19 protein-coding genes are annotated in these 19,156 nt (G+C 64.0%); 6 read left to right on the plus strand and 13 right to left on the minus strand.

Annotated elements, in window-relative coordinates; all coding sequences use genetic code 11:
* Positions 1-35 precede the first annotated feature (35 nt).
* Positions 36-935, plus strand: coding sequence for a TauD/TfdA family dioxygenase (locus AAGA68_21335; protein ID MEM9387611.1), 900 nt, complete (start codon positions 36-38; stop codon positions 933-935).
* Positions 932-2,140 carry a CaiB/BaiF CoA-transferase family protein gene (locus AAGA68_21340; GenBank protein ID MEM9387612.1) on the plus strand — a complete coding sequence of 403 codons (1,209 nt, stop codon included), beginning with the start codon at positions 932-934 and terminating at the stop codon, positions 2,138-2,140. Before AAGA68_21335 ends, AAGA68_21340 begins: the two co-directional genes overlap by 4 nt.
* A gap of 4 nt (positions 2,141-2,144) precedes the next feature.
* On the opposite strand, the gene AAGA68_21345 is transcribed toward AAGA68_21340, so the two are convergent.
* From AAGA68_21345 to pqqB, 7 genes are all read right to left on the minus strand, one after another.
* Entirely contained in the window at positions 2,145-2,768 is a 624-nt protein-coding gene (locus AAGA68_21345; protein ID MEM9387613.1) for a glutathione S-transferase family protein, read from the minus strand.
* Positions 2,765-3,418: a GNAT family N-acetyltransferase gene (locus tag AAGA68_21350; GenBank protein MEM9387614.1), complete on the minus strand. Its 654-nt coding sequence runs from the start codon at positions 3,416-3,418 to the stop codon at positions 2,765-2,767. The genes AAGA68_21345 and AAGA68_21350 overlap by 4 nt, the downstream gene beginning before the upstream one ends.
* Positions 3,419-3,437: 19 nt before the next feature.
* A complete protein-coding gene (locus AAGA68_21355; GenBank protein ID MEM9387615.1) occupies positions 3,438-3,917 on the minus strand; it encodes a nuclear transport factor 2 family protein in 480 nt (159 codons plus the stop codon).
* A 106-nt stretch (positions 3,918-4,023) separates the two neighbouring features.
* Positions 4,024-4,452, minus strand: coding sequence for a hypothetical protein (locus AAGA68_21360; GenBank protein MEM9387616.1), 429 nt, complete (start codon positions 4,450-4,452; stop codon positions 4,024-4,026).
* Between the two features lie 91 nt (positions 4,453-4,543).
* Positions 4,544-5,050, minus strand: coding sequence for an N-acetyltransferase family protein (locus AAGA68_21365; protein MEM9387617.1), 507 nt, complete (start codon positions 5,048-5,050; stop codon positions 4,544-4,546).
* 189 nt (positions 5,051-5,239) lie between these two features.
* A complete protein-coding gene (locus AAGA68_21370; protein ID MEM9387618.1) occupies positions 5,240-5,896 on the minus strand; it encodes a spondin domain-containing protein in 657 nt (218 codons plus the stop codon).
* Between the two features lie 244 nt (positions 5,897-6,140).
* Positions 6,141-7,070, minus strand: a complete 930-nt coding sequence (pqqB, locus tag AAGA68_21375; GenBank protein MEM9387619.1) for a pyrroloquinoline quinone biosynthesis protein PqqB — start codon at positions 7,068-7,070, stop codon at positions 6,141-6,143.
* Positions 7,071-7,382: 312 nt separating this feature from the next.
* Between pqqB and pqqA the strand changes: the two genes are divergently transcribed.
* The 3 genes from pqqA (at position 7,383) to pqqE (ending at position 9,822) form a co-directional block, all read left to right on the plus strand.
* A complete protein-coding gene (pqqA, locus tag AAGA68_21380) occupies positions 7,383-7,457 on the plus strand; it encodes a pyrroloquinoline quinone precursor peptide PqqA (protein ID MEM9387620.1) in 75 nt (24 codons plus the stop codon).
* A 104-nt stretch (positions 7,458-7,561) separates the two neighbouring features.
* Positions 7,562-8,314: a pyrroloquinoline-quinone synthase PqqC gene (pqqC, locus tag AAGA68_21385; protein MEM9387621.1), complete on the plus strand. Its 753-nt coding sequence runs from the start codon at positions 7,562-7,564 to the stop codon at positions 8,312-8,314.
* A complete protein-coding gene (gene pqqE, locus AAGA68_21390; GenBank protein MEM9387622.1) occupies positions 8,314-9,822 on the plus strand; it encodes a pyrroloquinoline quinone biosynthesis protein PqqE in 1,509 nt (502 codons plus the stop codon). Before pqqC ends, pqqE begins: the two co-directional genes overlap by 1 nt.
* A 53-nt stretch (positions 9,823-9,875) precedes the next feature.
* Here the strand turns inward: pqqE and AAGA68_21395 are convergent, their stop codons facing one another.
* A complete protein-coding gene (locus tag AAGA68_21395; GenBank protein ID MEM9387623.1) occupies positions 9,876-10,214 on the minus strand; it encodes a tRNA-binding protein in 339 nt (112 codons plus the stop codon).
* Between the two features lie 110 nt (positions 10,215-10,324).
* Here AAGA68_21395 and AAGA68_21400 point away from each other — a divergent pair, with 110 nt between their 5' ends.
* Entirely contained in the window at positions 10,325-11,077 is a 753-nt protein-coding gene (locus AAGA68_21400; protein ID MEM9387624.1) for a TIGR04211 family SH3 domain-containing protein, read from the plus strand.
* Positions 11,078-11,090: 13 nt separating this feature from the next.
* On the opposite strand, the gene AAGA68_21405 is transcribed toward AAGA68_21400, so the two are convergent.
* From AAGA68_21405 to AAGA68_21425, 5 genes are all read right to left on the minus strand, one after another.
* Positions 11,091-14,549: an amidohydrolase family protein gene (locus tag AAGA68_21405; protein MEM9387625.1), complete on the minus strand. Its 3,459-nt coding sequence runs from the start codon at positions 14,547-14,549 to the stop codon at positions 11,091-11,093.
* An 83-nt stretch (positions 14,550-14,632) separates the two neighbouring features.
* Entirely contained in the window at positions 14,633-15,619 is a 987-nt protein-coding gene (gene pip / locus AAGA68_21410; GenBank protein ID MEM9387626.1) for a prolyl aminopeptidase, read from the minus strand.
* A complete protein-coding gene (locus AAGA68_21415; protein MEM9387627.1) occupies positions 15,616-16,305 on the minus strand; it encodes a TMEM175 family protein in 690 nt (229 codons plus the stop codon). Before AAGA68_21415 ends, pip begins: the two co-directional genes overlap by 4 nt.
* Positions 16,306-16,655: 350 nt before the next feature.
* Positions 16,656-18,050, minus strand: coding sequence for a DEAD/DEAH box helicase (locus tag AAGA68_21420; GenBank protein ID MEM9387628.1), 1,395 nt, complete (start codon positions 18,048-18,050; stop codon positions 16,656-16,658).
* Positions 18,051-18,354: 304 nt separating this feature from the next.
* Positions 18,355-18,996, minus strand: coding sequence for a Rid family detoxifying hydrolase (locus AAGA68_21425; protein ID MEM9387629.1), 642 nt, complete (start codon positions 18,994-18,996; stop codon positions 18,355-18,357).
* Positions 18,997-19,156: the final 160 nt, after the last annotated feature.

Raw genomic sequence — 19,156 nt, forward strand, 5'->3', positions numbered from 1 at the left:
TAGTATGCCAGCTCGGTTCCCTGCGGTGTTTCGCCTTGCGCACAAGTGCCCCATCAGATGCCGTAATTACCAAACGGCCCCTGAAAGACAGCGCCGGCCGCCCGACCTTCGGGGTCGAGGTGGGCGGCATCGACCTGCGCGACGCTGACGATCAGCTTCTGGAGCTGCTCGCCACCACCTGGTCTGAGCACCCGCTGGTACTGATCCGCGACCAGCTCCTGGACGAGCCCACGCTGATGCGCGTGAGCAGCGCTTTCGGCGAGCTAGAACAGGTGGTGCGCAAGGACATTCACTCCCGCTACCATCCGCAGGTCGCCCTGGTCACCAACTTGTATCTGGAAGACGGTACGAACCTGGGCGGCCTCGGCAGCTATGAACTACGTTGGCACACGGATCAGAGCTACCGCGAACGTCCGGCCACCGGCGCGGCTTTCTACGCCATGGAGGTGCCACCAAACGGCGGCGATACCCACTGGATCAACACTGTGCTCGCCTACGAGGCGTTGGACAGCGAGACTCGCGCCTTGATCGACGCCCGCCACGGCTTGTTCGCCTACCAGATGTACGACACGGACATCACCGACGCGCCGGCGGTGCGCTCGATTCGCGACCGCACACCCGATGCGCGCCATCCCACGGTGCTGTACCACCCAGTCGACGGCCAGCCCAACCTCTACTTCGATCCCACTCAGACCTACGCGATCGACGGCCACGACGAGGACACCAGCGAAGCGCTGGTGAGCAAGCTCTCCGCCCACCTGATGCAACCTGAGTTTCGTCACACCCATCGCTGGCGCCTAGGCGACCTCATGCTCTGGGACAACGCCCGCCTGCTGCATTCGCGCGAGGCTTTCGATCCTAAGCTACCGCGCCTAGCCAAGCGTACGACGATCTTCCTCCGTCCCGATCTGTTCCCCGTGCCCGCCCTGCCATGAGCGAACACGCTGACCCACGCCCGCTCGACGGTATGCGCGTGGTGGAGATGGGACAGATCCTCGCTGGCCCCTTCGCCTCCACCCTGCTCGCCTACTTCGGCGCCGAGGTCATCAAGATCGAACCGCCGGGCAGCGGTGACCCGATTCGAAGTTGGCGCATCACCCGCAACGGCACATCGCTCTGGTGGTGGAGCCACGCGCGCAACAAGAAATCCGTCACCGTGAACCTCAAGCGCGAAGAAGGTCAGGCGATCGCACTCGCGCTGCTGCGCGATGCAGATGCTCTGGTGGAGAACTTCCGCCCGGGTCAGATGGAGAAATGGAACCTAGGCCCGGACGTGGTGCGCAACGCCAACCCGGCGCTCATCTACACGCGGGTCTCGGGATACGGCCAAACCGGCCCATACGCGCACAAGCCCGGCTTCGCTTCGGTCTGCGAGGGATTCGGCGGTTTACGCTACGTCAATGGCTTCCCAGATGGGATCCCCGTCCGTGCGAACTTGAGCATCGGCGATACGTTAGCGGGCATGCACGCCGCCTTCGGCATCCTGCTCGCCTACATCCACCGCTTGAAGGGCCGCGCTCAAGCGGGGCAAGTCGTGGATGTGTCCATCTTCGAATCGGTGTTCAACATGATGGAGGGGGTAGTGCCGGAATACTCAGGTGCGGGAGTGATCCGCGAGCCCTCCGGCTCCACGATCACCGGTATCGTGCCCTCCAACACCTACCGCTGCGCCGACGGCACCTTGATCGTCATCGGCGCCAACACCGATTCGATGTACCTTCGCCTAATGGGAGCGATCGGTCGCCAGGACCTCGCCGACGAGCCTGCGCTGGCCAACAATGCGGGCCGCGTCGAGGCGCAGACGCGCATCGACGGCGCCATCGCGCAATGGGCCAACACGCTCAGTGGCGCCGATGCCCTCGCCCTGCTCGAGCGCGCCGCGGTGGCGGCGGGCCCGATCTACAACGTCGCCCAGATGTTCGAAGACCCGCAGTATCAAGCGCGGGAGCTGTTCGAAGAGGTCGAGGTGGAGGGCGAGCCACTACACATCCCAGCGATGGTGCCGCGCCTGACGGAAACGCCCGGCCGCACGGACTGGCCGGGCCCGACGCTCGGCGAGCACACGGAGGAGATCCTGGGCGCTCTGCCCGGCTACGACTCGGCGCGAATCGCGCGCTTGCGCGCCGACGGTGTCATATAAACGCTTAGCCGCTGCCCAGATGCTTCTCATCGATCGCGGATGCCCGCGCCACTGCCTCACGCGCACCCACGCGCTCGGCGTAGGCCTTGAAGGCGTCGGTCTCAGGCAGCAGCCCAAAGCTCAGGGTCCAACCGAGGGAAGTTCCCCACAGCACGTCCAGGGCGGTGAACGACTCGCCCAGCAAGTAGGGCTGGTCACCCAGCTGGCCGGCGAGCGCATCGATCACGGCCTCGAAGGTGCCGTACGGGGACATGGCCTGGGGCCCCGGCTCCCGCTGTTGCGCGCGATCGATAATAGCGGGCTCGAAGCAGCTACCGTAGAAGGCCATCCAGCGCAGATAAGGGCCGCGCAGGGGATCGTCCAATGACGGCGCCAATCCACGATCTGCGTAGAGATCTGCTAGGTAGATGTACACCGCTACTTGCTCGGTCACAAGGATGGCGTTGTGCACGATGGCGGGCACCTTACCCATCGGGTTCAGCGCCAGATAATCGGCGCAGCGCTGCTGGTCCTTACGCTGATCGAGGATCTCGAGGGAATAGTCGGCACCAAGCTCTTCGAGCAGTGCGAGCACTCCCCTAGAGCGTGACTGAGGCGAATGGTAAAGGCGTATGTGACGGTCCGTCATCGGTGCTCTCCTTGGGTCGCGGGATGGCTCGCCGCGGGCGCCGGGGGTGCGACTAGCGTCGCGCGGTCAGCGCGGAAAAATGCGCTCGCCGGTTGGGCAGCGTCGCTTGGGATGAAGAACTCACTGACCAACTCACCCACGCGCGTTCGCAGGTGTCCGGCGCAGTGCATCGCGCAGTGCTCCAAGACCCGCGCAGAGGCATGGTTCCCCGGCGCCGTAATCCCAACCACGGCGTGTAAGCCGAAGGCGTCGCGACCGAAACGCAGGGTAGCCTCGGCGGCCTCGCGAGCGATGCCTTTGCCGCGGAACGCCGGCAGTAGCGCGTAGCCTAGGTCTGGGCAGGTGAGGTAGTCGCGTCGATACAGCCCACACAATCCCGCGGACGCCCCTTCGGGCTGCTCGCCATAGCATTCGATAAGGTAGGGACCAAAGCCGTGGCTGCGGTAACTATCGCGAATGCTGTACTCGAGAAATGCGAGCGCGTGGTCATGCGTACGCACCTCGCGATCACCGATCAGCGCAATGAACTGGGGATCGTTGAGCAGCTCTACCAAAAACCCTGCGTCGCGTTCATCCAGGGGACGCAGACGCAGGCGCTCAGTTGAAAACAGCGCCCCTCGCGGGAGGGCGCAGGGCCCATTCACGCGCATACCCCCACCCCGCTTGGCCCTACAAGCCAAGCTCGGATAGGGTCGGATGATCGTCCGGTCGCCGACCTTGGGGCCAATGATACTGACGATCCTCCTCGCGAATGGGCAGATCGTTGATGCTCGCATGGCGGTAGCACATCAAGCCATTGCCCGCGAACTCCCAGTTCTCGTTACCGTAGGAGCGGAACCAGTTACTGGCATCATCACGCCACTCGTAAGCAAAGCGCACCGCGATCCGATTGCCCTCGTGAGCCCAAAGCTCCTTGATCAGTCGGTAGTCGAGCTCACGCTGCCACTTGCGCGTGAGAAAGGCGTGGACTTCGTCGCGACCGCATGGAAACTCAGCGCGATTACGCCAGCGCGTATCGAGCGTATAGGCGAGTACTACCTGGTCAGGTTTGCGGGTGTTCCACGCATCCTCGGCCTTGCGCACCTTGATCAGGGCGTCTTCTCGGGAAAAGGGAGGGAGGGGTGGGCGCGGTGTTTCAACATCCATCATCCTGAGCCTGCGATAAGTGCGGTGAAGGTCCCTACCGTTGCCCTGGCCACACCTTCGGTTGCGCCCGCGTAGGAGCCAACGCAATCGCTAGCCAGAGTGGCCCGCGCTAGCGAGCGCCGTACTGCTCCCCCGTGCCCGGCTGCACGAGCACGTCGCCGTACTCGATCGTGCCGCCCTCGCGGCTGTAGAGCATAAAGACAATGGACGGGTCTTCCGCCACCTGATCCACCTCGATGACCACCGCATCGCTGTCGATGTCTCGATCACGTATCTGGACGCGGGCATCGTAGGCCACGGCGGTTGCCACCACTTCGGCGCGCGGCACCCGCAGGCGTACCTCCTCGCGCAGCTGCTCGATCAGATTCTGCGAGACCGGATTTTGATCGTCATCGTCCCCGTCGAGCGTGCTCAGCTCACCCTCCGCGTCCAAGGCACAGGCGAAGGGGTAGAACTCGCCAAAGGTGCTGAGCATGAGCTGCGCGAAAGATCCCGCGTGCTCAACGAGTTGCTCCAGCGGCTTGGTGGAATGCGACACAGGCTAGTCCTCGATGATCAAACGCCAGAAGCGGACCACTCCGCTCCATGCCCTGCAGTCTACCGCGGCGGCGCGCGCCTGACACCCGCCCTCAGGTCGGTGGATGCTCGTGGAGGTCGACGATCCAGTAGCCTACATCGAGCCACTGCTCGAACTTGAAGCCCACCTTGGGGAGTCGAGCGCACTGCGTCATGGTGAACTTCTCGTGCAAGGCCACGCTGACCGGGTTCGGCAGGGTGATGCCAGCGATCAGTGTGCGCAGGCCACGGGCGGCCGAAAGTGGGAACAACTGCCCATACAGGGTGGTGCCCAGACCCTGGCCAACACACGAAGGGGACAGGTACACAGAGATCTCCGCCGCGTAGCGATAGGCGGCCCGGTCTTTCCAACGGGTGGCGTAGGCGTAGCCGGTGACCTCGCCGTCCTCGGCTTCAGCGACCAGCCATGGCAACCGCGCCTCAGTGACCTGACGGATGCGCTTATGCATCTGCGGTGGACTGACCGCGGCCTCCTCAAAGGTGTGGGTGGTGTGGGCGACGTAGTGGTTGTAGATGTGCGCGATGGGCGCGGCGTCGGCGGGGGTGACCGATCGGATCATGAGCGCTAGCACTCCCGTGTCTTGCGGGCGTTCACGGATTTTAGGTCAGCGCCGATGCAGGGTCACGGGGAGCGGCGACTACGGCGTCGCAAAACGCCGACAAAAGAGGCGGCTCATCCCGAGCGAGGTGGGACGAGCCGCAGGCGAACGGCCGAGCAACCTCAGCCGTTAGCGATCAGATCGCTTAGCTTAGTCGAGGCGTGTGATCGTGACGCGCGCCACGGGGTTGCGCCAGTCGTACACCGACGGGGTGACATCAGCGATGCCGGCGATACCGCCGCTCACGTGCACGTAGCCCTCACCGCCCTCGTTGGGGCTGGCGCCGGCACCACCGCAGGTGGGACCGGGGATGTTCTCGCATACCTCGTCGTTCAGCTCACTGCCGGCATCGAGTCCAATGGCGAAGTAGGTTCGCGTGCCGCCGACGCGGCGGGGGACGCGCAGGCTGTCCGCACCGACGAAGCTGTCGTTGGTGGGCAGCAGCATCGCCGCCAGGCTGATGCGATCGAAGCCCTCACCGCCTTCGACGATGACCGACGCCGAGGAACCGGGGTCGGTCAGGCCTTCCGTCGCCCCGAAGTCGCTCACGAGATCAGGCACGGTGGCGAGCAGGGTTTGCAGCGGCGTGGTGTCGCCGTCTTCCGCCAGAAACGCCAGCTCGTCCGACGCTGGGGCACCGAACTCCCACAGCGCGATGTCGGCGGAGTGCGCGACGACCAGAATCGGCGTGAACTGTACCCCGCGGGAGATGTTGGTGATGGACACTTCGAAGCTGTCGGCGTGGGCGATGCTGGTGGCGGCAGCGCTCAGGGCGAGCGTACCGACGGCGATGAGATTCTTATGCATGTGTTCGATTCCCCTAAGAAATTCTGCGAACTAGATCGGGTTGGCCCGAGCGCATACGTTCGTTGCGATCAGGATGGCCCGTATGGTCGCGGGGAGTAATCACAGGTTCGTCACGGAATTCTCACGAAATTATCCGCCCGGCCTATCACCGACCGACGGATGCCGCTGACCGAGGACCGGTCAGCAGCGCCCATTGCGCATTGCGCAAACGCGCCGCGGGAGGGCGGACTGTGCAGTGCCTCTCCTAGAGGGAGATCGCCATGCCGTCGTAGGAGACTTCCCAGCCCGCGGCCTCGGCTTCGGCACGCTCTGCCGTATCCGCGGCGAGCACCGGGTTCGTCGTATTGATATGAATGAACACCTTGCGTTGCACATCGATGTGCTTGAAGGCTTCGATGGAACCGTCTTGGCCGGATAAGCTCATGTGGCCCATGCGCTTGCCCGTCTTCACGCCCACGCCGTCACGCACCATCTCATCGTCCACCCACAGGGTGCCGTCGAAGAGGACTAGGGGCGCGCCCTGCAGCCGAGCGGCGAGTGCCTCAGTCATGCGCGCGCAGGCGGGCAGGTAGAAGAAGGCGGTCTCGCCACTGGCACGCTTGACCTCGAGGCCGATGGTGTCCTCATCGACGGAGCCGAAATTATCTCCCTTACTCTCATCCTCAAGCCACAAGGCGACCTTGCCGGGCACGGCGAAGGGTTGCACGGTGATGCCAAGGTCGAGCTCCTGCGCGCCATGTAGGTGTAGATCCTCCCCAAGGGTCATCGACCGGCGGTCGACGAAGGCCGGATTCAAGACGTTGAATATGGGGTTGGCATCGAGCACACCCAGCACGCGCTGCGTCGCATAGACATTGAACGCCTGAGACTCGCGCAGATTGATCAGGCCCGCCACGTGGTCAACGTCAGCGTTGGTCAGCACAACCGCCTGGATTGGGCTGTCTCGCAGCCCCGCGCGAGGGTGCAGAATGTCGTTGTCATTGATTTGCTGGCGCAGATCGGGCGATGCGTTGAACAAGGCCCAGTTGCTGCCATCAGCGCTGACGGCCAGGGACGACTGGGTACGCTGGGGCGCCGCCGGATCGGCGCTTCGCGCTCGCCGGCTGTTGGGGTGGTTGCAATTCCATTGGGGATAGCCGCCACCGGCTGCCGATCCGAGCACGCGTATCTGCATAGCCAAGGCTCCTCGTGTTCGAGTGGGAAAGGCGGGGAGAGTACGGCCTACACCGAGCGTTGCGCCAGCCTCTCCTGCAATCGGGTGCTCTCAACCAGAGCCACTGGTTCATATGAACCAAGCAAGCGCTGCCGTGTTGCATCGCAGCGCGATCCGATCAGTTAAATCAATGGCTTATACGGTCTCTGGACTCGCTTCAAAACTGGCCCGGTGATTGCAACCTGATCTGCACAGAGCGAGGGCAACCTCACTCGTACCGCTTCCGGCAAGTGCCGGTGGAGCATTGGAAACTTAACCGTTTGGAGAGACACCATGAAGTGGGAAACCCCTGAGTACAGCGACATCCGCTTTGGCTTCGAAGTGACGATGTACATCAACAACCGCTAAGCCTTAGCGGTTGGGGGAATCGCCGGACATCGGCGATTCCCCGACCTGCGCAAACGCGACCCCCCACCTTCCCCTCGGTCGCTGCTTTTTCCGAGAACAGCCCGATGATTGAAGCGTTGCTGCCGCGTCGTGTTACCGACGAAGCGCCCTACTCCCGTGAGGAGTTTCAAGCCAAGCTGCAGGAGAAGGAGCGCTTCTACCACATCCACCACCCCTTCCAGGTGCGGATGAACAGCGGCGAGCTCGACGCCGAGGCGATCCGCGGCTGGACTGCCAACCGCTACTATTACCAGACCACGATTCCCGTGAAAGATGCCGCGATCATGGCCAACTGTGCCGATCGCGAGACCCGTCGCCTGTGGATCCAACGAATCCTCGATCACGACGGCAGCGACGGTGACGAGGGTGGCTTGGAAGCGTGGCTCGCCCTTGGCGCCGCTGTTGGCCTCGAGCGTGAAGAGCTCGAAGACCACCGCCACGTGCTGCCCGGCGTGCGCTTCGCCATCGACGCCTACTACAACTTCGCCCGGAGTGCGCGCTGGCAGGAAGCCGCCGCCTCATCCCTAACGGAGCTATTTGCTCCGAAGATCCACCAGAAGCGGCTGGACAACTGGCCCGATCACTACCCGTGGATCGATGCGAGCGGCTACGCCTATTTTCGCAAGCGCCTCTCGGAGGCACGTCGCGACGTTCAGCATGGCCTCACGGTCACGCTCGACACCTTCAAGACACGCTATGAGCAGGAATACGCCCTCAACATCCTGCAGTTCAAGCTCGACATCCTCTGGTCGATGCTCGACGCCATGTGGATGGCATACATCGAGAAGAAACCGCCCTTCTACTGCTGCGAGGACTGATGATGAACGCACCAGCAGCCCAAGTCGGCGCGCAAGCGTCGATGCCGGTGAGCCGCGAGGATCGCTACGAGATCTCCTCCATCTACCGCTTGCAGTTCGAACCGGTGCAGGGCGCCCCCGTGTTGCTGTATCCCGAAGGCATGGTGAAACTGGCGCCGAGCGCCATCGAAATCCTACGCCGTTGCGACGGCAGTCGGACAGTTGATGAGCTGATCGGCGAGCTCAAGGCGCTCTTCAACGGTGCCGACCTCGACGATGATGTATTGGCCTTCCTGGCCCACGCCCGCGCATCGCGCTGGCTGACACCTTCCTCCGGCGCCAACGCCGCCGCAGCACGACGCATCGTGCTCCAGAGCAATGCGCCCGCGCCGGTCGACCTCCCCGATGGCATCACACGTCCGCACTGGCTGCTGGCCGAACTGACCTACCGTTGCCCTTTGCAGTGTCCCTATTGCTCCAACCCTGTGGACATGGCGAAGTACCGCGAGGAGATGACCACCGACCAGTGGAAGCAGGTACTGCGCGATGCGCGCGCCATGGGCGCGGTCCAACTGGGTTTCTCCGGCGGCGAACCCCTCGTGCGTAAGGACCTGGAGGAGCTCATCGCCTACGGCCGCGAACTCGGCTTCTACTCTAACTTGATCACTAGCGGCGTCGGTATGAACGAGCAGCGCGTCGCTGCCTTCCGCAAGGCGGGCCTCGATCACATCCAGATCAGCTTCCAGGCCAGCGACGAGACCCTCAACAACTACCTCGGCGGCACCAACAGCTTCCAGCACAAGCTCGACATGGCCCGCGCGGTGAAAGACAACGGCTACCCCATGGTGCTGAACATCGTCATTCATCGGCAGAACATCGACCAGATCGAAGCCATCCTCGACATGACCATCGACCTAGAGGCGGATTTCGTGGAGCTGGCGAGCACCCAGTACTACGGCTGGTCCAAGGTCAACGCAGATCATCTCTTGCCCACCCGCGCGCAGCTCAAGCGAGCCGAGGCGATCGCCCATCAGTACCAGGCGAAGATGGCGGGCAAGATGAAGATTATCTACGTGGTCCCCGACTACTTCGAGGATCGTCCCAAGGCGTGCATGAACGGCTGGGGCTCGGTGTTCCTGACCGTTGTGCCCGACGGCCGCGCGATGCCCTGCCATGCCGCCGGCCAGCTGCCAGGCCTGGAGTTTCCAAACTTAAAAGAGGCGAGCGTCTACGACGCCTGGTGCACCTCGAACGCCTTCAATGCCTTCCGCGGCTTTGATTGGATGGCGGAACCGTGCCGCACCTGCCCGGAGAAGGAAAAGGACTTCGGCGGTTGTCGCTGTCAGGCCTTCATGCTCACGGGCGATGCCCGGAACGCCGATCCCGTGTGCGGACTCTCGCCCCACAAGTCTGCTCTGCTGCAGGAAGTTAACGCGATCGAAGCGCGGGCCGAGGCCGGTGCCGTGCAGGAAAAGCCCCTCGTATTCCGCAACATGCGCAACTCGCGACAATTGGCGCCCGCCAAGTAGCGCCAAGGAGCGCCCACCCCACCAACGAGCAAGCGCGGTGGCTGGGATGCCCGCTAGTGGATGAGCGCCCCGGGGGTCACCCCGGCGTCCGGGCTCAGTAGCTTGATGTTGCCCTCGGTGTCCGCGGCGCCGAGCACCAACACCTGCGAGTGAAATCCGGCGATGTTCCGCGGCGGGAAGTTCGCCACTGCCACCACTAAGCGCTGCAGGAGTTGGGGTTCGGTGTAGTTGGTGATCTGCGCGCTTGAGCGACGGGTGCCGAACTCACCGAAGTCGATCGTCAGGCGCCAGGCCGGTTTCCTCGCCCGGGGAAACGGCTCCACGGCGATGATGCGCCCTACGCGCATCTCCACCTTGGCGAAGTCTTCATACGTGATTTGTGCCAACTCCATGATATTCTCTCGCTCCTGTGCGATCAGTCCCCGTGCCATCGAAGGCGTTAGGCGCGCGCTGCACCGGGAAGATGTCGCTCGCTAACGACGTTCCCACCGCCAGAGTGCGCATGACACCCTGCGCAACCTTAGCCGTTACCCATCTTATCCTGCGAGCATGGATCGCTCGTCCCAGCCCCCTGTTTGCCATGCCCGCCCGACGCCTCCTTCTCTGCTTGCTGCTCGTCACACCGGCCCTAAGCTGCGTCGCTGCCCCGGCGTGGGTGACCGACCGCTTCGAGATCACCCTACGCTCCGGCCCAAGCACCGGGAATGAGATTCGCCGGATGATGCCGAGCGGTACCGAGCTCGAGGTCCTTGAGCAAGACGCAGCGAGCGGTTACTCGCGCGTGCGCACGCGCGGCGGCACCGAGGGTTGGGTGCTGACCCGCTACCTGATACCAGAGGCTGGCGCCCGCGAGCAGCTGGGCCAGCTGGCCATGACCGTAGCGCCTTCCTCGGCCGGTGAGACCTCTATTGGCGCTCAACGCCGCGTCGTGCTGGCGGCGTACGAGGATGCGCGCGAACGCATCAGTGCCCTCGAACAGGACAAGGCTGACCTGCAGCAGCGCTTCACTGATTTACAGCGAGTAGCGGCTGACACGGTCAACATCGACGCGCGCAACGGCGAGCTTGCGCAGCAGGTCACCGCGCTGGAAGGCCGCCTAGATGCCCTTAGGGCGCAGAATGTAGCTCTGAAGGAAGGCACGATGCGCCAGTGGTTCCTCGCGGGTGCCGGCGTGCTACTGATCGGCGTGCTCATGGGCCTGTGGCTGCCCAGGATGCGCCGCCGCCGAGACCACGGTTACGGGCGCTTCTCGTAAGCCTGCTCATCGCTCAATGCAGTCGGTTCGGCGGATCCTCATCGGCGAACCACAGCACGGGGGCCTCCACCTCGTTCGGGGCCAGCTGCATCAACGTACCCGCATCGTAGAGACGGCCGTTCACCATTACCAGGCTTAGGCTGGCCGTGTTGCGAATGTCCTTGGATGGGTCGCGGTCGAACACATTGAGGTCGGCATACTTGCCAGGCTCGAGGGAGCCGATGGCCGCCTCGTAGCCGATCACCTCCGCGCCTCCTAGGGTCGCGACCCGAAGGGCCTCCATCGGCGTCAACCCCCCACTCGCCATCGCCCACAGCTCCCAGTGGTAGCCGAGACCCTGGAACTGACCGTGGCTACCCACACCCACCTTGCCGCCGGCACGGAGGATCTTGGCCGCATCGGCCGCAAGACGCGGGAACACATGCTCTTGATCTGCAAACCAGCGGCGACGCAGAGACTTCTGCGCCAGCACGTCGTGGGGCATGAAGCGCCGCACCTTAGCATCGTCGTAAGGGCTCTCGCGCGTGTAGAAGTAGTTCTCGGCCCACGGTCCTCCGTAGGCCACGAGCAAGGTGGGCGTGTAGCCGATGCCCGTGCCCGCGATGAGCTGTACGACGTCATCGTAGATTGGGGTGACCGCGAGGGCGTGTTCAGATCCCCAATAGCCGTCGATGGCGTGGGTGAGATCCAGCTTCAGATCCAGTGCACCCTCGGTCGTCGGCAACATGCCTAGCTCCGCGGCCGCCTGCATCAGGAACTGGCGCTGTTGGCGGTTACCCGCTATGTACGCCTTGATGTTGCGCGTGCGGTAGTGATCGCGATAGCGCTTTAGCACGCCGAAGGCGTGATCGGCCGATGTGAAAGCGTTGTCCGAAAACACGCCAGGCCCGGTGGAGAAGGCGCGCAGGCCGATCATGCGGCCGGCATCGATCATATCCTGGTAAGCGAACATGTCATTGGTGGCCGTTTGCACATCCAGCCCTGCGGTCACACCGTAGGCCACATTGGCGAGGAATCCCCAGTGGTTGGGATCGATGACTCCGCGACGGATCTCGAACCAGTGCGCGTGCGTGTCGACGAATCCGGGTGTGATGACCTTGCCGGTGACGTCCACGATCCGCGCGTCGGCGGTCACCTCCAGCGTGCCGCTGGGACCTATCTGCCGAATGCGATTGTTGGTCACCACGACGTCCGCATCTTCGAGCACTTCCTCGCCTCGCATCGTGATGACCTTGGCGCCGCGTAAGACTAGGGTGCCAGCGGGCACGTCGCGGGGCACCTGGACATCGATGGCGAACCGCTCGACCGCGTCGGCATCCTCCTTGAGCTGCGGATTCCAGGGGGCTTGCGTCTCTTCGTTGCCTGTCTCGTCAGCCGCGACATCCACCTCCTCGCCGTCGCCAGCCAGCTCGTTCGCTCCTGCGGCCAAAGGAAACTGGATCGAGGCCACCGCCTGGCGGTAGAGGGTCGCCCCTATTGCCCAGTACACGCTCTCCCCATCCGCCGACCAAGCGAAGTAATCGGCCCCCGAGTCAGTCAGCTGCCTATGAGGAACATTCGGCGAGTCTACGTTCACGGTGATGCCGCTTCGACTAACCCGCGGCACCGCCACCAGGTGCAGCTGATTACCAACGTATGCCAGGGCCCGGTCACCGTTGGGATTGATGCGAACATCATCTGCCGCCACCGGCTCCTCGGCGTAGTAGAGCCCGGAGCCCTTGACCTGCAGGTGCGTGCGACGATCACTGCCGTCTAGACGCATCGAGAGCAGACCATCCGGGGTATACACGTAGACACGGCTGCCATCCCCAGCGAACTGGGGTGCGGAGAAACCTGCGGCGCGAGCGATGAGCTGCACATCACCGCCCTCCAGGGGAACCCTTACGAGGTCCATACCCGGCGCCGATCCGAAATCGAAGGTCCTCTGCAGATAGCTACGCGCCGTTGCCCGCAGGGCGATCACGTACTTGCCGTCCGGCGAAACCGCCGGATCTGCATAGTAGGCCTTGCTTTGCGTTAGCTGAGCGGGTCGTGCGTTGCGACTAGTCCCGAGGCGCCAAAGGTGGCCCCCATCCGGCCCCCAGGAGACATAGGTGATGCTGCGCCCGTCCGGCGCCCAGGCCGGCATGAACGCGCGGTCACCTGCCGCTTCCAGCTGACGGGTGCCACCGTCCTGGGAGAGGGCGTGCACATAGAGTTCGCCAAGCGCCGAGAACACGACCTGATCACCGCTCGGTGCAATGGCGGGAGACTGGATCAGGCGCACGCGGATAGGTCCGGTCTCCACCTGCGCATCCAGATCGAGGTCAGGCCCGATGTCGAGGGCTGCCCTGACCCGGAAGGGAATCACCTCGGTCTGACCGGTGGCGAGCACCACGCGCTGGATCTTGCCGTCGAGGGTGGTGATGAGCGCGCTATCGTCGGCAGTAAAGGTCGCCGCTGGCATCAGGTCTCGCGTGAAACGTGACTCCTGATCATCTCGTGTCACAGGATAGAGCAACCAGCGATCCTCGCCTGTGGTGAGATCGAGCAGGCGCAGCGCTGTCTGCGAGTCGTGGCGCGTCGCGTATACCAGCGTACTGCCATCGTGGGACAGGACGGGGCGCATCGCGGATCCCTGCGCCGTCACAATCACCTGGTCCGTGTCGTCATCGAGGCCACGGCGCCAGATACTCCATTGGGGCAGGGTCATGTTGTACTCAAACCCTCCCTGCTTGCGTGCGTAGTAGAGGTAGCGACCGTCCACAGAGGCCTGAACCCCTAGCGCATTTACTCGCTCATCCTGGGGCGTTGTCGGTGTCGCCTTAGCCTGCGTCAGTTGGATCCCGCTACCGCCGTCCCGGTGGTACATCCATAGCTCATAGGTGCGCAGGCTCCAGCTGCTCTTCGACACCAAGACGTACTGGCCGTCCGCCGACCAGGCGGGCGAGGTAAACAGGCCTTGCGCCTCGTCCGAGAGCTTTGCCGGATTGCTGCCGTCGGCGTTGGCGATCCACACGTTCTCCGCGCCATCTCGATCGGAGATGAAAGCGATCTGAGCGCCGTTCGGCGAATACGTCGGTTGGCTCTCGAAGGCCATACCGCTCAGCAGTGCCGTGGCGTCGCCGCCCGCGACCGGCAGCGTGTAGATGTCGCCCAGGAGCTCAAAGATGATTGTCTGCCCATCGGGCGAGAGGTCGAGCGATAGCCAAGTCGCCGTCTGCGTGTCCACGCTGACCTGGCGCGCTGGAGCGAGCGGCAGTCCACTGCCATCATGCTCCCGTGCCGGCCCCCTTTCGCCGGTCAGTTCCTGTAGCTCTTCATGGTGATCGAGCACCGAGTGCCCATCGCCCGGTGCCGGCAGCACCGCCGAAGCACCCGGCGCGGCACACATGAGCATCCACCCGAGCGCACCCGCCAGCAGCGCTTTGCGCGCCGGGCAACTCCCGGGACCGGATTTCAGGCGACGGAACGCGAGCGCGGGACCGAGCATGAAGCCGTCCTTTGAAGGGAACGCAGCTGCTACCTGACAACGTGCCTTCGAGAAGGGAGACACAACGTCGCTCAAAGGTCGCATCACGGCGGCGCAAGCCGGTCAGCCATTGCATCTGCGGCGCGTACGAGCGCATCGATGATGCCCTCCTCGATGCCGAGGTGGCCGGCGTCGCGCACGATCTCCAGAGCCGCCTCCGGCATCGCGGCTGCTAGGGCGAACGCGCTGTCCGCGGTGCAGGTCAGATCGCGGCGCCCGTGGATGATGGTGGCGGGAAGGTGGGCGATTCGCCCCATCCGGGCGAGAATCTGATTCTCTTCGATGAAGAAGGCACTCGCCGCATAGGCTAGCTCGATGCTGGCCGCCGCCACCTCCCGCGCCTGATCCTCGCTATCAGGTGAGGCAGGGCTTCGCTCAACTGATGCGTTGGGTAGCGACTGCGTAACCACTGCACTCGTATAGGCCTCCCATCCCAGGGCCACGGCGGCCCGCTCCGCGTCTGTGCCGTGGCGAATCACCTCGGCGGCACGAGAGATGACATCGCCCTCACCCGCTGGCACGGTGCTGGCGAAGTCGGGCCAGCGGTCTGGGAAAACACGCCTCACGCCAAGGGGAGAGACGAACCACTCGAGATCCTCTCGACGGGCCAGGAAGCTACCACGAAGCACCAGGCCGGCGGCGCGTTGCGGGTAGGCCTGCGCGTAGAGTAAGGCGAGAGTGGCACCCCAAGAGCCACCGAACACCAGCCAACGCTCGATCTGTAGCTGGGCACGGATTCGCTCCAAGTCTTCGATCAAATGGGCCGTGGTGTTGGCGCGCAACTCACCGCTCGGGCGCGAGCGTCCAGCGCCGCGCTGATCGAACAACACAGCGCGGTAGCGCTTGGGATCGAAGTAGCGCCGGTGGGCGGGACCGCACCCTGAACCTGGTCCACCGTGCAGGAACACCACCGCCAGGCCGTTCGGGTTCCCCACCTCTTCGACGTGCAGGGTGTGGCCCTCGCCTACCTCTAGGGCGTGCACTGCGTAGGGGTCGATCTCGGGATAGAACGAGCGCATATCGCTCTTCATGGAGCCGTCTCCTGCGACGCCGGACCTAGCCAACGGCCTACGGCGAAGGTACTGATGAACAAGCTGAGGTAAACGAAGCCGGCCCAGATCGCCCAGTTCGGCGGGAGCAACGCCGCCCACAGAGCTGAGGCAACACCGGTTAGGGCCATCGCTAACCAGACGCCCGCTTCCATCCGAGCCATTTCGCGGTAGTAGGGACTCAAACCTAACGCGTCAGCTCGCTGAGTGGATCGCCAATAGAGGGCGGCGAGTGTCCCTGCCAGCGCAAAGAAGCCGATGCCGTAGATCTCGAAGATGCCGAGCAGCTGGAAGGGCTCGTCGAGCTCGAAGTTAGCGGGCAACCATCCACCGGACATCCAGGCGAACATCGCCGAGGTGACCACCTTCAGTGGGTAGACGAACACCATGACGAGGAAGACGAGGATGAGGCTGAGGATGACGCACACTGGGTCGTCCTCATCTCCGTAGCGCTTCGACCAGCTCTTTTGGCCGATCCAGAACGACATGATGCCGGCGAAGCTAGCGAGAAACGCGGGAGTGCCCTTCAGGGCGCTGATCAGCTCGTCGTAGGACTCGGGAACGGCATCGACGGAAATCACCAGCATAGTGATCGCGAAGGCGAAGGCAGCATCTACGAAGACGTCGAGCCGCGTCATGGGCGCGGGCGGCGGCTTGAGCTCGGGCATGCGGGTCCTCGGGCATCGGGCGAGCCACCCGTGGGGGCTCGCTACGCCCACAGCATGCGCCCGCCAGCGCACGCAGGTAAAGCCCTAGTGGGCCGCTTGGTAAATAAGGAAACGCTCAGTCTGCGTAGGGGCAGCGTCAGCAAGGCGCGTCGCGCAGCCAATGGCATCGCCATTGGCAAGCGATGCAACGCCGCGGACGCTGCCCCTGGGCAGACCCGAAGGGCAAATAGCACGGGCGCCATCGCGGCGTTAGTCAAATTCAGCCATAGCTCGGCTAGGGCTGCATTCGACCGCCTTGCCCTGGCGCCCGTGCTACTCGCTGAGCGTCACCCTATTTACCAAGCGGCCCACTAGCGGGGGCCCCCGCTGGTACCGGCAGGGCGTGGGCGACGCGAGCGACGCCGAGGATGGTGCCCGCCATTTCCGCTCGCGCTCGTCGCTGAGCCATCGCTGCCAGCCTTGCCCTTGTTGTTGCTGCTGCCGCCAGCGCGCTTGGGTCGACGAGGAGCATCCTGACGGCGACCTCGGGCACCGCTCTCACCGCGACGCTGACCGCGACCGTTTCCGCCGCTCTGGCGCTCGCCCGCAACAGGAGCGGCGGCCGGTCGGGGTGACCGTTCGAAAGCTGGTAGATCAGCCACCGGGATGCTGCGCTTCAACAACCGTTGAATATCGCGCAGCAACTTACGCTCCTCTGGTTCGACCAGAGAGATCGCCTCCCCTTGCGCACCCGCGCGCCCAGTGCGACCGATCCGATGCACGTAGTCCTCAGACACGTTGGGCAGTTCGAAATTCACCACGTGAGGCAAGCCGTCGATGTCGATACCACGGGCTGCGATATCCGTAGCTACGAGCACTCGGATCTTGTTGGCCTTGAACCCCGCCAGTGCGCGGGTGCGAGCCGATTGACTCTTGTTGCCGTGAATCGCTGCGGCCTCGATACCGGCCTTTCCGAGTTGCTCTGCCAGGCGATTCGCGCCGTGCTTCGTGCGCGTGAACACGAGGGCCTGGAACCAGTTCTCCTCCCGCACCAGGTGAATGAGCAAGTCGCGCTTGTCACGTTTCTCCACCTGATAGATACGTTGCTCGACAGTCTCTGCGGCCGTATTGCGCCGAGCGACTTCCACATGCACGGGGTCGCGCAGGAGGCTGTCGGCGAGGCGTCGAATATCGTCTGAATAGGTGGCCGAGAACAAGAGGTTCTGACGCTGCTTGGGCAGCAGGCGCAAGACGCGCCGGATGTCGTGGATAAAGCCCATATCCAGCATCCGATCAGCCTCGTCGAGAACGAGAATCTCCACGTGCTTGAGGTCCACTGTGCCCTGACCGGCGTGATCCAGCAGGCGTCCAGGGGTCGCGACGAGCACGTCGAGCCCGCGACGCAACCGGTCGATCTGCGGGTTGATGCCGACGCCGCCGAAGATCACTGTTGACTCGACCGGCAAGTTGACCCCGTAGGTGTCGATGCTCTCCCCGACCTGGGCGGCGAGCTCGCGCGTCGGCGCCAGCACGAGGACGCGCGGGGCGCGCTTGTGGCGCGGCGCGGGCTGGCACGTTAGCAATTCTAGGATCGGCAGCGTGAACGCGGCTGTCTTGCCGGTGCCCGTCTGCGCTCCTGCGAGCACATCGTGGCCCTCCAGGACGGCGGGGATCGCTTGTTCTTGGATGGGCGTAGGCGTGGTGTAGCCCTGCGCGTCTACAGCGCGCAGCAATTCGGCTCGTAGGCCGAGATCTTGAAAGTGCAAGGAATTCTCCGGACAACGCGCTGCCAAGCGCCCAGCGGCGCCACCGGTCCAGGCAGGGTGTCAGGGTGAGGGGGTAATGCGAAGCGCGGGATCGCGCTGCTCGCGACGACCGGAAGGCCGCGAGATAAGGGCACTATATCGCATCGCAGCACGCTATTCCAGCCCTCTACTGCGCAGCAAGGCTTTTGGCGGCTCGGAAGCTTGGTATTGCAGCGGTTCCGGCGCCGCGGCTGGCCTTGGCAACCGCGACGGATTTACACGCCAACTGCCGTTCGGTCGCGCCTGCGCGACTCGCTAGAGCCGCCTAACGAGCAGCGATGCACTCCACCTCCACACGCGCGCCAAGGGCGAGGCCGCTTGCCGCCAGGGCACTGCGCGCCGGGTACGGGGGCTCGAAGAATTGCGTGTAGACGGAGTTGAATGCACCCCATTCATCGATATCCGCCAGCATCACCAGGCACTTGACCACGTCCGCGCGCGCGTAGCCGTGGGCCTTGAGGATGAGATCGATGTTGTCGAGCGTGCGCTGTGCCTGCTCGGTGATGCCCCCCTCGATCAACTCAAGGCTGCCGGGAATGACACCTATCTGCCCGGACAGGTAGATGGTGCCACCAACTTCCACCGCTTCGGAGAACGGCAAGTTGCTCGGCAGTACCTCGCCGCTGTTGAGAAAGCGCACGCGAGAGCGCGCCGACGGTGGCGCCGTAGCTGGGGGCGGTGAGCCCTTTACCGTGGTCAGCCCCGACTCCACCGCCGGAGTCTGCACCTGATCCTCGCGCTGGCCAGGGGCTTTGGCTCTGCGAACCTCAGCGCCGGCCACCGGCGCAGCACGCGTCTCGGCGCTTGCCGCCTCTGCTGAGTCCGTCGCCGCCTTCAACCAGCGAGGGGACATCACACCTAGGGTGCACAAAAGGACAATGGCCAGGGTTTGGTTACTCAGCGTCATGGCAGGCTCTCGGCTAGTAGTCCTGAGTTAGAAGTTCGTTGATGACTTCGCGGCACCTTTTCGCCCCTGAACACGTTGCTCCTCCTCCCGTGGGACCTGCCACGCTCGTCGTCGCGCCGCGCTCAGGGACAACAACTCGCGTGCGAATTCATCAACGAAC

Source organism: Pseudomonadota bacterium, assembly GCA_039193195.1.
Taxonomy (GTDB): domain Bacteria; phylum Pseudomonadota; class Gammaproteobacteria; order Steroidobacterales; family JBCBZW01; genus JBCBZW01.